17 protein-coding genes are annotated in these 13,045 nt (G+C 27.1%); 5 read left to right on the forward strand and 12 right to left on the reverse strand.

Translation table 11 applies throughout. The annotated features are described in order from the left end of the window. Nucleotides 1-2: 2 nt before the first annotated feature. Genes atpG through rplU form a run of 12 tightly spaced genes read right to left on the reverse strand, consistent with a single transcriptional unit; the run spans nucleotide 3 to nucleotide 8,806 of the window. Entirely contained in the window at nucleotides 3-881 is an 879-nt protein-coding gene (gene atpG, locus AVBRAN9334_RS04185) for an ATP synthase F1 subunit gamma (protein ID WP_214117372.1), read from the reverse strand. 8 nt (nucleotides 882-889) lie between these two features. Beyond that, nucleotides 890-2,395: a F0F1 ATP synthase subunit alpha gene (gene atpA, locus AVBRAN9334_RS04190; protein ID WP_214117373.1), complete on the reverse strand. Its 1,506-nt coding sequence runs from the start codon at nucleotides 2,393-2,395 to the stop codon at nucleotides 890-892. Between the two features lie 11 nt (nucleotides 2,396-2,406). Then, complete coding sequence (locus tag AVBRAN9334_RS04195; RefSeq protein WP_214117374.1) at nucleotides 2,407-2,913, reverse strand: F0F1 ATP synthase subunit delta; 507 nt, start codon at nucleotides 2,911-2,913, stop codon at nucleotides 2,407-2,409. Beyond that, nucleotides 2,913-3,401 (reverse strand): F0F1 ATP synthase subunit B family protein, encoded by a 489-nt coding sequence (locus AVBRAN9334_RS04200; protein ID WP_336607104.1) that lies wholly within the window; start codon nucleotides 3,399-3,401, stop codon nucleotides 2,913-2,915. Before AVBRAN9334_RS04200 ends, AVBRAN9334_RS04195 begins: the two co-directional genes overlap by 1 nt. Before the next feature lie 9 nt (nucleotides 3,402-3,410). Then, nucleotides 3,411-3,836, reverse strand: coding sequence for a F0F1 ATP synthase subunit B family protein (locus tag AVBRAN9334_RS04205; RefSeq protein WP_214117376.1), 426 nt, complete (start codon nucleotides 3,834-3,836; stop codon nucleotides 3,411-3,413). Nucleotides 3,837-3,896: 60 nt separating this feature from the next. After that, a complete protein-coding gene (locus AVBRAN9334_RS04210; protein ID WP_214117377.1) occupies nucleotides 3,897-4,778 on the reverse strand; it encodes a ParB/RepB/Spo0J family partition protein in 882 nt (293 codons plus the stop codon). Nucleotides 4,779-4,781: 3 nt separating this feature from the next. Further along, nucleotides 4,782-5,552, reverse strand: coding sequence for a ParA family protein (locus tag AVBRAN9334_RS04215; RefSeq protein WP_214117378.1), 771 nt, complete (start codon nucleotides 5,550-5,552; stop codon nucleotides 4,782-4,784). Further along, entirely contained in the window at nucleotides 5,549-6,286 is a 738-nt protein-coding gene (locus AVBRAN9334_RS04220) for a biotin--[acetyl-CoA-carboxylase] ligase (protein WP_336607105.1), read from the reverse strand. The genes AVBRAN9334_RS04215 and AVBRAN9334_RS04220 overlap by 4 nt, the downstream gene beginning before the upstream one ends. Then, complete coding sequence (gene fmt, locus AVBRAN9334_RS04225) at nucleotides 6,279-7,187, reverse strand: methionyl-tRNA formyltransferase (RefSeq protein WP_214117380.1); 909 nt, start codon at nucleotides 7,185-7,187, stop codon at nucleotides 6,279-6,281. Before fmt ends, AVBRAN9334_RS04220 begins: the two co-directional genes overlap by 8 nt. Before the next feature lie 24 nt (nucleotides 7,188-7,211). Beyond that, nucleotides 7,212-8,204: a GTPase ObgE gene (gene obgE / locus AVBRAN9334_RS04230; protein ID WP_214149696.1), complete on the reverse strand. Its 993-nt coding sequence runs from the start codon at nucleotides 8,202-8,204 to the stop codon at nucleotides 7,212-7,214. A gap of 24 nt (nucleotides 8,205-8,228) precedes the next feature. Next, a complete protein-coding gene (rpmA, locus tag AVBRAN9334_RS04235; protein WP_214117382.1) occupies nucleotides 8,229-8,486 on the reverse strand; it encodes a 50S ribosomal protein L27 in 258 nt (85 codons plus the stop codon). Between the two features lie 11 nt (nucleotides 8,487-8,497). Beyond that, complete coding sequence (rplU, locus tag AVBRAN9334_RS04240) at nucleotides 8,498-8,806, reverse strand: 50S ribosomal protein L21 (RefSeq protein ID WP_214117383.1); 309 nt, start codon at nucleotides 8,804-8,806, stop codon at nucleotides 8,498-8,500. 182 nt (nucleotides 8,807-8,988) lie between these two features. On the opposite strand from rplU, the gene AVBRAN9334_RS04245 reads away from it, so the two are divergent. From AVBRAN9334_RS04245 to AVBRAN9334_RS04265, 5 genes are all read left to right on the forward strand, one after another. After that, nucleotides 8,989-10,107: a PilZ domain-containing protein gene (locus AVBRAN9334_RS04245; protein ID WP_214120243.1), complete on the forward strand. Its 1,119-nt coding sequence runs from the start codon at nucleotides 8,989-8,991 to the stop codon at nucleotides 10,105-10,107. 3 nt (nucleotides 10,108-10,110) lie between these two features. Next, a complete protein-coding gene (plsY, locus tag AVBRAN9334_RS04250; RefSeq protein ID WP_214120244.1) occupies nucleotides 10,111-10,755 on the forward strand; it encodes a glycerol-3-phosphate 1-O-acyltransferase PlsY in 645 nt (214 codons plus the stop codon). After that, a complete protein-coding gene (locus tag AVBRAN9334_RS04255) occupies nucleotides 10,740-11,057 on the forward strand; it encodes a dihydroneopterin aldolase (protein ID WP_214117386.1) in 318 nt (105 codons plus the stop codon). Before plsY ends, AVBRAN9334_RS04255 begins: the two co-directional genes overlap by 16 nt. A gap of 74 nt (nucleotides 11,058-11,131) precedes the next feature. After that, nucleotides 11,132-11,803: a response regulator transcription factor gene (hsrA, locus tag AVBRAN9334_RS04260; RefSeq protein ID WP_214117387.1), complete on the forward strand. Its 672-nt coding sequence runs from the start codon at nucleotides 11,132-11,134 to the stop codon at nucleotides 11,801-11,803. Nucleotides 11,804-11,817: 14 nt separating this feature from the next. Beyond that, complete coding sequence (locus tag AVBRAN9334_RS04265) at nucleotides 11,818-13,035, forward strand: sensor histidine kinase (RefSeq protein ID WP_336607106.1); 1,218 nt, start codon at nucleotides 11,818-11,820, stop codon at nucleotides 13,033-13,035. Nucleotides 13,036-13,045: the final 10 nt, after the last annotated feature.

Below are 13,045 nucleotides of genomic sequence, written 5' to 3' on the forward strand. Positions count from 1 at the left end.
TCCTATTCTTTCATTGATTCAACACCACTGATAATTTCAATTAATTCAGTAGTTATGCTTTCTTGTCTTGCTTTATTATAAGCTAAATTAAGTTCTTTAACCCTTGCTTTAGCATTATTAGTTGCGTTATCCATTGCTTGCATTCTAGCACTATGTTCAGCTGCTAAACTATCTATCAATGAATAAAACATACTATATTCTATATATCTTTTTAATAATTCTTCTAAAACTTCCTTTTCTTCAGGTTCAATTTCTAATAAAGAATTTGAATTAGTAATTTCAGAATTACTTGAATCTACAGGTAATAAATTACACACTGATAATTCTTGAGAAATCATATTTTTATAGCCATTATGAACTAATATTATCTTATCAGTTAATGCTTTTTCATAATCACTAATAGCTAAATTAATAATTTCTCTAGCTTTTTCATAATCAGGTGAAGAACTAACGCCTGTATATTTATCTAGTATTTCAATTTTTTGAAAATTAAAAAACTCAATACCAACTTTTCCTATAGCTCTTAATCTAGTTTTAATACCTTTTTCTTTATTTTCTTTAATAATTTTACTAACTTCTTTTAAAGTTTTTATATTAAAACCACCGCACAAACCTTTGTCCGAAGTAATAAATACAACATCCACAATCTTAATCTCATGCTTACCAAAAAATCTACTATCTTTAGCCATATCAAATTGATTTAGCTTAAACGAAATTTCTTGCATAACCTCTTGCAATTTACTTGCATATACTTTAGACTTCTTAGCAAGCTCTTCTGCTTTTTTTAATTTAGCAGTAGACACTAATTTCATAGCATTAGTAGTCTTTTGAGTATTATGAACGCTCTTTATTTTTCTTTTTATCTCTTTTAAATTCGCCATTACAAAACCTACGCTTGTGTTGCTTTAAACTCATTTAATAAATTTTTAATTTTATCTTCTAAATCACTATCTAAAGCTTTTTTAACTCTAATTTGCTCAAAAATCTCAGGAGACTTTGTTTCAATATAAGCATATAAATCATTTTCAAATTTAGTAATCTTATCTACAGCAATATCATCTAAAAATCCTCTAGTACCTGCATAAATTAGAACTATTTGCTTTTCAATAGCTAATGGGCTATATGGAGGTTGTTTTAATACTTCAACCATTCTTTGACCACGCTCTAATTGTTTTCTTGAACTCTCATCTAAATCACTTGCAAATTGTGCAAATGCTTGCAATTCACGATATTGCGCAAGGTCTAATCTTAATGTTCCTGATACTTGTTTTGTAGCTTTAATTTGAGCAGAACCACCTACCCTAGATACTGATAAACCTACGTTAATAGCAGGACGAATACCTGAGTTAAATAAATCTGTTTCTAAGAATATTTGTCCATCTGTAATTGAAATAACATTAGTTGGAATATATGCTGAAACATCTCCTGCTTGAGTTTCAATAATAGGTAAAGCTGTTAACGAACCTGCACCTAAAGCATCACTTAATTTTGAAGCTCTTTCTAATAATCTTGAGTGTAGATAGAATACATCGCCTGGATAAGCTTCACGACCTGGAGGACGGCGTAAAATCAAGCTCATTTCACGATAAGCTACTGCGTGCTTACTTAAATCATCATATACTATTAAGGCATGTTTGCTATTGTCTCTAAAGTACTCACCCATTGTAACGCCTGTATAAGGAGCAAGGTATTGAAGAGCCGCTGAATCACTCGCAGTTGCACTTACTACTATTGTATAATCCATAGCTCCGTGCTCTTCAAGTTTTTTAACAACTTGCGCAACAGTGCTTTGTTTTTGTCCAATAGCTACATAAATACATACAACATTTTGACCTTTTTGATTAATTATGGTATCTACTGCTACGGTTGTTTTACCTGTTTGTCTATCTCCAATGATTAATTCTCTTTGACCGCGACCAATTGGAACAAGGGCATCAATTGCTTTAATACCTGTTTGTAATGGCTCATGAACGCTTTTTCTAGCCATAATACCTTTAGCTTTTTCTTCAACAAATGCAGTTTTTGTAGTATTTATAACACCTTTTGCGTCGATTGGCTCTCCTAAAGCATTAACAACACGACCAATTAATTCTTCACCAACTGGAACTTTTAATAATTGTTTTAATCTTTTAACAGAGCTACCTTCTTTAATATTTGAAAAACTTCCTAAAACTACAACACCAACACTATTTTCTTCAAGGTTTAATGCCATACCTTTTTCGCCATTTTCAAATTCAACCATTTCTCCTGCCATAACATTTTTTAATCCAAAAACATTAGCAACACCATCAGCTATTGAAATAACTTTACCAGTTTCTTCAATTTCTAAATTTAAATTAAAATTCTCAATTCTTTCTTTAATAATTGAGCTAATTTCATTTGCGTTAAAACTCACTGTTACTCCTCTTAAATTGCTTTCATTATATGCTGTTTGATTTTATCTTTTAATGAAGTTTCTGATACTATTATTTCATATCCTAAGTCTTCAATATAAATCTTTATTTCATTTTTATCATGAATTATATTTTTTAGTTTTATTTCTTTTTTAAAATAATTTGATAATTCTTTTTCGTGCTTTAATATATCATTATCACTAATTTTTTCTTTAGAATAAATATCAGCATAATAAATATTATTTTCTAAAGCTAATTTTTTAACTAATCCATCATAAACAACTGGAACTTTATCAAGTTTATTATTTACTCCTAATACCTTTAAAAAATTAATAATTTCTTTTTTATTTGTATTAGATAAACTCACTAAAAACTCTATCTTTTTATCTAAGCTAATGCCAACTGCATTTATTATCACTAATGTTTTTTTATCTTTAAAGGCTTCTTTTAAAATCTCAAAACAAGATATAAATTCTTCCCTATCTTTTCTTTGCATTATTATATTTACATACTTTTCCATTAGCTAACTTTCCTTGAAACAATATCTAATAAATCAGATTGTTTTAAATTAACATTAGTATTTAAAAGCTCTTCTATAAGTTCTTTGACAACTTCTTCTTTAGCCTTTTTCTCTTCAAATATTTTTTGCTCTTCATAAGATTTTTTCATATTTTCTATCTCATTATTAGCATCTTTTAAAATATTTTCATTTAATTTTATAGCTTGTTCTTTAGCTAATTCTATTAGCTTATCAGCCTCGTTATTAGCTATCTCTATTTTTTTAATTGCTTCTTCTTTATTTTTTTTAGCCTCATCTAAGCTTTTTTCTATTGATACTAATCTATTTTTAATATTATCAATTCTATCACAATATATCTTTTTAATTGTTTTAGCAAGTAATAAATACATCATAACAGCAAAAATTACAAAATTTATAGTTCTATAGAAAATATCTGTATCACTAGCCAACAAATAAGTAGGTAATAAAATCCATATTAATCTGTTCATAAAGCAACCTTAAATTTTTTCTATACTTGCTCTTAAAGCATTTTCACACTGAAACAAATCAGCTTTCAACTCATTTTTAAACTGAATTTTTTTTGCTTCAAGTTCAGTTAAAAATTTCTGATAGTCTAAATCAAGACTAGCCTTTTTTTCTGCTATAGCTTTGCTTGCTTGCTCTTTTGCTACGGCAACTTGCTCGCTTTTGATGGCTTGAGCTTTAGCTCTTGCATCAGCATAAATCTTAGCAATTAATGTTTCATTATTACTAGCGTCTGTGTTATTTTGCTGAATTCTAGCTTCATCTTCTTTTATACCATCATCTCTATTTTTCATAAAGGTTAGTAATGGTTTGTATAAGATGTAATCTAAAATCCAAAGCAATATTAAAAACAACATAGCTGTTAATAACATCATTTTAAGATCTAAGTCATCAAACATACATTCTCCTTATTTTGATAAAACTTTATATTAACATAAAAAAATCAAATAATATTTAAATTATAAGTTTTTTATAGCATTTTCAACAAAATTTTTAGTATTTTCTTGATTTAAATTAAATATAAGTTTGCCATTTTGTATTTTAAAATCTATTTTAAATTCTTTTAATTTTTTTAACAAACTATCATCAATTATGTTATTTGTATTTTTACCCTTGAGTTTATTTGCTAGTTTTTCACAATCTCTAACATTTAATTTTTGACCAATAATTGTATTTACTAAAATCTTTTCATCTTCTTTTTGACCTGCTATTACTTTAGCATGACCTGCACTTAATTTGCCATCAATAATTAATTTTTGAGTATCTTCACTAAGAGTAAGTAATCTTAAAGTATTTGCTATATTTGCTCTACTTTTTTGAATACTATGCGCTAATTCTTCTTGAGTAATTTTTCTAACTCTCATTAACTCTTTATAAGCTAAAGCAAGTTCAATAGGATTTAAATCTTCTCTTTGAATATTTTCAAGTAAAGCTAATTCTCGTGTTTTACTTGAATCTATATTTGCAATAATTGCTTTAATTTTTGTTTCACCTAAAGCTTTAATAGCCCTTAATCTTCTCTCGCCAGCAATTAAAAAATATTTAGTTACTTTTTCTAAATTTTCTCCATTTTCCATTGCCTTTTCACAAAGCTCATCAGCATCTATTACAACAATTGGTTGTAATAATCCATGATTTTTAATGGAATTAGCAAGTTCATTTATACTATCTTCATTAAAACTTTTTCTTGGCTGATATGGATTTGGAGTTATATCATCTATACTAATATCTCTTATAGTATCTAAATCACTTCTAAAAACTCCACTTAACTCATCATCATAAGCTAAAGATATATCATCTAAAATACTACTAAAATCTGAACCTAAAGATTTTTTTGCCATTTTCTATCCTATTAAAGAATGTGCTAAGCTTTGATAAGCAACACAACCTGGAGATTTTATGTCATACAATATTATAGGTTTTCCAAAACTTGGACTTTCTGCTAGTTTTACATTTCTTGGAATTATTACTATCTCTCCATCTTTTCTAAATAACTTGCCACTTAAATGCTTTTTAAGTTCGGCAACCGTATCTTTTGAAAGATTATTCTGTGGGCTATACATAGTAGGTAAAATTCCCCTTATTCTTAACTTCGGATTTATTGCTTCTCTTATATTATGAATCGTCCTTAAAATATGTGCCAAACCTTCTAATGCTAAATATTCACATTGAATCGGGATTATTACATCAGTGCTTGCTGCAAGTGCATTAATTGTGATATTTCCTAATGCAGGTGGCGAATCTATTATTATATAATCATATCTATTTACAACATCTTTTAAAGCTTTTCTTAAAATTTGTTTATTATTTACACCTGTTCCTAATTCTTGCTCAAAATTAGTAAGAACAATATTTGATGGAGCAAGGTCTAGTTTATTCAAACTTGTCTTTAAAATAATCTCATCTAATGTTTTTTTACCACTTAATACATGATATATATTAAATTCAAAATCACTTCTTTTAAATCCGTATCCTGTGGTAGCATTACCTTGTGGATCCATATCTATTAGTAAAACACTTTTTTCAGCTACCGCAAGAGAAGCTGCTAAATTCACTGCCGTTGTTGTTTTACCTACCCCACCCTTTTGATTAGCTATTGTTATAATTTCACTCATCTTAAACTATATATCCTTTTGTTATCTACTAAAATAGAACCATCTTCATATAATTTTACATCATTTAATGAATAAGTATTATCATCATTTTTAAAATAAAACGATCTACTTAATTCAAAATCACTCTTATAATAATCAAAAATTTCTTTCCAAGAAATATTAAGATTTATTCTATCAAAAAAAGTTTTAAGTAATGTTGAATATGAAATATCTATATCTAAAATATTAGCATCTACTGGTGCTGTAGTTATATTTATACCAATACCACAAACTAATTTATCTTTTATTTTTGCAGTGATTAGCCCTCCAATTTTTTTATTATCTAAATAAAAATCATTAGGCCATTTTATAAAAACTTTTGAACCAAATTCTTTTAAGACTATTTTCATTATCATAGAATAATATATACTAGCTGATTGAATAGGTAAATCATCTGGTAAATTATCATTAAAAAAAGATAAATATAAATTATTTTTTATATCTAAATTAAATTTATTATATTCATCAAAAAATATAAAATCTATATCTTTAAAATACTGATTATGAATCTTAGAATTTATATTGCCAAATGAATCGGTATTATCGCTAATCCAATTTCTATTACAAGAGCCAATTCCGTTAGTTTGTTTAAGCGTAGCCAATGCAAATGCGTGTTCTTTAAAACCATTTCTAATAGCATTTATAAGCTCAACTTGAGTTGAACTTATACAATTACAAAAAGCTAGATTATACAATGCTATCTCCTTGTTTTAACCTTTTACCATTTACATATACATTAGCATCTAAAGACTTTTTACCTGCATCTTGCAATTTATAAACTTTTAAGCTGCCTTTTTTACAAGTTAAAATTAAATAATTTTTACCTATTTCTTTTATAAGCCCTTCTTTATTATCACTTTCACATTCATTCAATTCAAGTTCATTTAACTTTAAACCATTTTCTAAAAATATATTAGGCCAATCATAAAATGCTAAATATTTTTGATATATTTCTTTAGCATTATTTAGCTCAATTAAACCATCTTGTTTTTTGATAATTTTTGTATGAGTTGCCTTTGAATCATCTTGTTTAATAGGTTGAAAATAATTTGGATTTTCTAAAAATTCCAAAAGCATTTTTGCTGATAATTTAGACATTTTGTCAAATACTTGTGGAGAATTTAAATCCTTAATATTTAATTCTTGTTGATATAAAATATCTCCAGTATCAAGACCTATATCCATATTCATAAGTGTAACTCCACTTACAATATCACCATTTAAAATAGCACTTTGTATAGGTGAAGCTCCTCTATAATAAGGAAGTAAACTAGCGTGAGTATTAATACAAGGTGCTATGTCTAAAATCTCTTTTGGCAGTATTTTTCCATAAGCTGCAACTATTATAAAATCTGGTTTTTTATTGCTAATTAAATTTCTAATCTCTTCATTATTTCTTAAGCTTTTTGGTTGTGCTAATTCTAAGTTTAGTTTTAACGCAATCTCTTTTACCGGACTTGGAGTTAATATTTTTTTTCTTCCAACTTCTTTATCTGTTTGGGTTAAAACTAGACTTACATTATGAAATTTACTAAGCTCTTCTAAAATAAATGCCGAAAATTCGGGCGTGCCCATAAATACTATATTTTTTTTCATGATATACCTAAAAATTAAGATATGTTATTCAAATAACATTTTTGATAAAGATAATTTTAACTCTTTAATACCATCATTAGTAACTGAAGATATTTTTGTAACAAAAACTAAATTATCATATCTTTTTAAATACTCATTTAAAAGTTCTAATTCTTGAATTAAATTCTCTTTAGCCACATCACATCTTGTGATTGCAACTGCAAATTTAAAATCATTCAAGCCATAAGCTTCAAGTTCTTTGTATAAATTAATAAATTGTTCTTTAATGCTCATTTCTTTAAAACTATCTAGCATAAATAATAAGCATTTTGACCTTGATATGTGTTTTAAGAACTCATATCCTAAACCTTTTCCTTCACTAGCACCTTCTATAATTCCTGGTATATCAGCCATTACAAACGAGTAATCATTAATATCTACAACACCTAATTTTGGAGTAAGAGTTGTAAATTCATAATCAGCAATTTCTGGCTTAGCATTACTTACTATACTAATTAAAGTAGATTTTCCGACATTAGGATATCCAACTAATCCAACATCAGCAATTAATTTTAATTCAAGTCTTACTTCTAGACTTTCTCCTTTTTTACCAGGTTGAGCGTATGTAGGTCTTTGATTAACAGAACTTTTAAAATGTCTATTTCCAAGGCCACCTAAACCACCATTTAGTAAGACTATTTGCTCTCCTAAACTCGTAAAGTCATGTAAGATTTCATTGGTATTAATATCAATAATTTGAGTACCTATTGGAACTTTTATTTCTAAATTCTCGCCTTTTTTACCACTTTTATTTCTAGGTAATCCACAATCACCATTACTAGCCTTTAAATGTGTTTTGCCTTTAAAATGCGCTAAAGTATGAAGATTATTATCACAAATAACCACTACATCGCCACCACGACCGCCATCGCCGCCATCAGGACCACCTAGTGGTACATGTTTTTCACGGCGAAATGAGCTAGCACCCGCTCCGCCGTTACCAGAGCTCAGCCTAATTTTTATACTATCAACAAACATTACCTAAGCTCCTTTTAATTTAAATTATACTGCAGGATATACAGAAACTTTTTTGCGGTTTTTGTCTTTTCTTTCAAATTTAACAAAACCATCAACTAAAGCAAAAATAGTATGATCTCTTCCCATACCAACATTTGCTCCTGCGTGAGTTGCTGTTCCTCTTTGGCGAATAATAATATTTCCAGCTCTTACAAATTCTCCACCAAATTTTTTAACACCTAAACGTCTACCTATAGAATCTCTATTATTTTGAGTTGAACCTTGACCTTTCTTGTGTGCCATTGTATTTCTCCTTACGCTTTAATTTCTTTTACTACTACGCGAGTAAATTGTCTTCTAAAACCTCTTTTTAATTTAGAGTCTTTTCTTCTTCTTTTCTTAAAAATTACAACTTTTTTATCTTTTCCTTCGTTGATAACTTCAAGAACAACTTTCGCTCCACTAACAAAAGGGGTACCGATTTTTAATTCTTTATCGTTAACAGCTAAAACATCTGTAACTTCTACGATAGACTTTTTCTCTGCTTCAAAGCGATCTAACTTTAATTCGTCGCCAACACTTACTTTGTACTGCTTACCGCTATGTTTAAAAATAGCATACATGATTCATCCTTTGTAATTTAGTAAGTCCCATCAAGCACTTTAAATATTAGAAATTTAAAGATTTAAATAAGCTTAAATGAGTTGTAAAAAGCGAATACTATCAAAAAATCATTAATTTTTATTTAAAAATTTATTTTTTTTGCTACACTAATGCTATTTTTAGTTTAAAAGGAAACAAAAACATGAGTTTTGAAGGAAGAGACGAACTAGTTAATTCTAGTATTAATTATTTTGAAAAATATACACACAAATTTATTAATAACATACAAGCTTATTATAGAAGCGAAGGCAAAATTTTATCAAAAAATTGTGAAGATGCTTACGAAGAATTATTTTCTATGTTACTAACAAAAGATTTTAGTATAGAAAGAGGTAAGGAATTAGCCAAGACAAAAGACTTTGATAGAGCTTGCTTTTTTGAATTTTTATTAAAAACTTATATAGATTTTTCTAAGCATATTATGAATAATGGATTAAACAACAAATTAGTTGTTAATCTTGCCTTTGCATTGGAAAGATATGGTTCAATTTTTTGCACAATTTGTCACGATTCTACGACTGCACAAAGTTCAATTAATGTATTTTCGGCAAGTAGTTCTGGTGGATTTTTTATACACGAGAATTTTATAGATACATTTAAAAAAATGTATTCTGTAGGAGAAAAATTAGAATTTTTAAATCTTTATAATGGTGTTCCTGTTAGAACTTACGGAGAAATTTTACAAGTTGAAGATGCGAGTATAGTTGTAAAAGTTGATTTAATGCAAATTTTAGCTATGAAAGAAGAAGATTGTGCTTATATAGTTCAAAATCAATATTTACAAAAAAATATTAAAGCAAATATTTTATCTGTTAATATTGTAAATTGCACGGTAACTTTAAATAATTTTGAAAGCCAACCATATATGCACGCATTAAAAAGAGCATATCCTAGAGTGCATCCTAATGAATTTACTAAAATAGCACTAACTCATGAAGATGGAAGGGTTGCTAATGGAAAATTATTTGATATTTCAGAAGGTGGAATTGGTGTTGTTTCTAATGAAGATGTAGGATTTAAAAGAGGTGATATTTTATCATCTTATATTTGTTTACATATGCCTCATTCAAATGAAGCAGTTGAGTTTAATTTAAAATTTAAATTAGTTGTTTTAATTGTATATCAAAATGCTTACAGATATTGTTTAGAGATTTTACCAGACCAAGAAGATGCTAAAAAAATCCAAGAATTTGCAAGCAGAAGAGTAGAAGAAACTTTAGTAGAGCTTAAAAATCAATTAAGCCTATATAAAAGAGATTAAGATATGAATTTTATTACATTCATAATTGACTTATTTACAAATAATAATTTAATTTGTATGCTAATAGCCTATTTAATAGGCTCAATTCCTTTTGGATTAATATATGCTAAAAAATTTGCAAATGTTGATATTAAATCTCAAGGTTCAAAAAGCATAGGAGCTACAAATGTATTAAGAGTTGTAAAACAAGTTAATCCAAAATTGGCTAAAAAATTAGCAATAGCTACTATGTTAAGTGATTTTTTAAAAGCTATGCTTCCAATTTGTATTGCTATGTTTTTAGATATAAGTGAGGCAACAATTTGGGCTATGGCAGTTCTTAGTGTTATAGGACATTGTTATAGCATATTTTTAAGCTTTAATGGCGGTAAAGGCGTAGCTAGTGGGGCTGGAGCTTTAATACTATTAGTTCCTTATTCTGTAATTATAGGTCTTATTTTTTGGCTAATAATCGGAAAAGTATTTAAAATATCTAGCTTAGCATCATTAATAGGATTTAGTATTGGAGTAATTAGTGCAGAATTTTTATACCCTAATATTAGTATTAATTCTCACGCACCAATATATTTAATATTGTTTTTTGTGTTCTATAAACATATACCAAATATTATTAGATTGATTTTTAAAGACGAATGCAAAGTCATATAAAAATAAAAACAAAATTTAAATGCATAATAGGCTTATTGGAATTTGAAAGATTAGAAAAGCAAACAATAAGCCTAAAAATAAATGCAAAAGCTGATAGTTTTTTAGACTATGCTAAAGTAACTAAATTATCAAAAAAATATTTAAAATCAAAAAAATTCTTTACCTTAGAAAAAGCTAATAAAAAACTAGCAAAAAAAATAAAAATCAAATTTCCACAACTAAAAAAAATAAAAATTGAGATTATTAAATTAGAGATTATGAAAAACACAAAACTTAGTGCTAAATACAAAAAAAAATATTAAAATAACTTTAAAAAAACTTGAATATTTGCTTAAATTGTGTTAGCATAACCTTAATTTTACTTTAAGGAAAAAAAATGCGTATTTTAGTAGTGGAAGATGAAATATCTTTAAACAAGACACTAGCCGAAGGTTTAACTGAATATGGCTATCAAATAGATGCGTGCGAAAATTGTAAAGATGCTGAATATTATATCGGTATTAGAAACTACGATTTAGTATTGACAGATTGGATGCTTCCTGATGGTGATGGCACTGACTTAATACATGTTGTAAAACATAAATCTTCAAGAACTTCAATCATAATTTTATCTGCAAAAGATGATAAAGAAAGTGAAATAAGCGCTTTAAAAGCAGGTGCTGATGATTACATTAAAAAACCTTTTGATTTTAATGTATTATTAGCTAGAATTGAAGCAAGACTTAGATTTGGTGGGTCAAATACAATTAAAATTGATAATTTAGAAATAGACCCAGATGAAGAAAAAATTACTTATAAAGGTAAAGAAATTGAATTAAAAGGTAAACCTTTTGAAGTATTAACCCATCTTGCAAGACACTCTGATCAAATAGTATCAAAAGAACAATTATTAGATGCAATTTGGGAAGAACCTGAACTTGTAACTCCTAATGTAATTGAAGTTGCAATCAATCAAATTAGGCAAAAAATGGATAAGCCTTTAGGTATCTCAACTATTGAAACAATAAGAAGAAGAGGCTATAGATTTTGCTTTCCCAAAAAAGCATAAGAAATAAATTTTTCTTGCAACTAGCATCTACTATTACGGTGCTAGTTGTTATTTTTTCAGTTCTGTCGTATCAAATTCTAAAAATTAATATAATGCAAAATGAATTTGATAATTTAATCAAAAATGCTATTAGTATTATTGAAGTGAATAATAGTTCAAACTTTATTATTTTTAAAGACTATAAAATAATTCATTTAGATAAAAAAACTATGAAACCAAACTTTCAAATAATCAATGAAAACGATAAAAAAGTCTTGATTTTAACATATCCTTACAATGAATTTGGGGATTATATAATATTAAAAAAAGATATAAGTCAATCAAGTAAAATTCTTGATACTATTTTTATATCTTTATTTTTAATAATTATTATTGCTATTAGTTTGATTATTTTTTATTCATTATTCTTATCAAGAATATTATCAATGCACCTAAAAGAATTAAGCGTTAAAGTTAGTAGGTTTGATGATAACTTTACAAATAGATTAGATTATAAAAACTATCCATTAGAGTTTAAAGAAATCATAAGTAGTATTAATCACTTAATTACTAGAATTCAAAACTATAATATGTCTCAAAAAGAACTATTTATAGGAATTGCTCACGAATTAAAAACTCCTTTAGCAGTTATAAAAGCTAAAAACGATGTAACGCTAATTAAATCAAGAGATAGTGAATATTATATTCAAACCATTAAAAACTCTAACGATAGCATAGATAATATCAATAAAATCATAAATGAAATTCTTAAAATTGGTAGATTAGAAGGTGCGCAATTTGAAGAGCCAAATGAAATAGACTTAATTGATTTTATTAGACAAGAAAGCAAAAATTTTAGCCTATTAGGCTCAAAAACAGGACAAAAAATAGAACTTAATCTAAACCCAAATGAATTAAAAATAAAAATACAAAAAACCTTATTCTCACAAATTTTACAAAATTTTATTCAAAACGCATTTAAATTTTCTCAACCAAATACAACAATAACAATTACAACTTTCATCAATAATATGACTTTTTATCTACATGTAGATGATATGGGTTGTGGAATTAGTGAAGATAAAGATTATTTTGCACCATTTAAAAGATTTGGAGATAAAGAAGGCGTTGGATTAGGACTTTATTTATCAAAATCAGCTGCAACCGCACTAAAAGCTGAAGTATCATTAGAAAATAGAAAAGATATGCAAGGAACAAGGGCTATTTTTTCTATGAAAATCAAAAAAAATTAAGAGAAGAAAT

The organism is Campylobacter sp. RM9334 (assembly GCF_020138145.1).
In the GTDB taxonomy this organism is placed as follows: Bacteria; Campylobacterota; Campylobacteria; order Campylobacterales; family Campylobacteraceae; genus Campylobacter_E.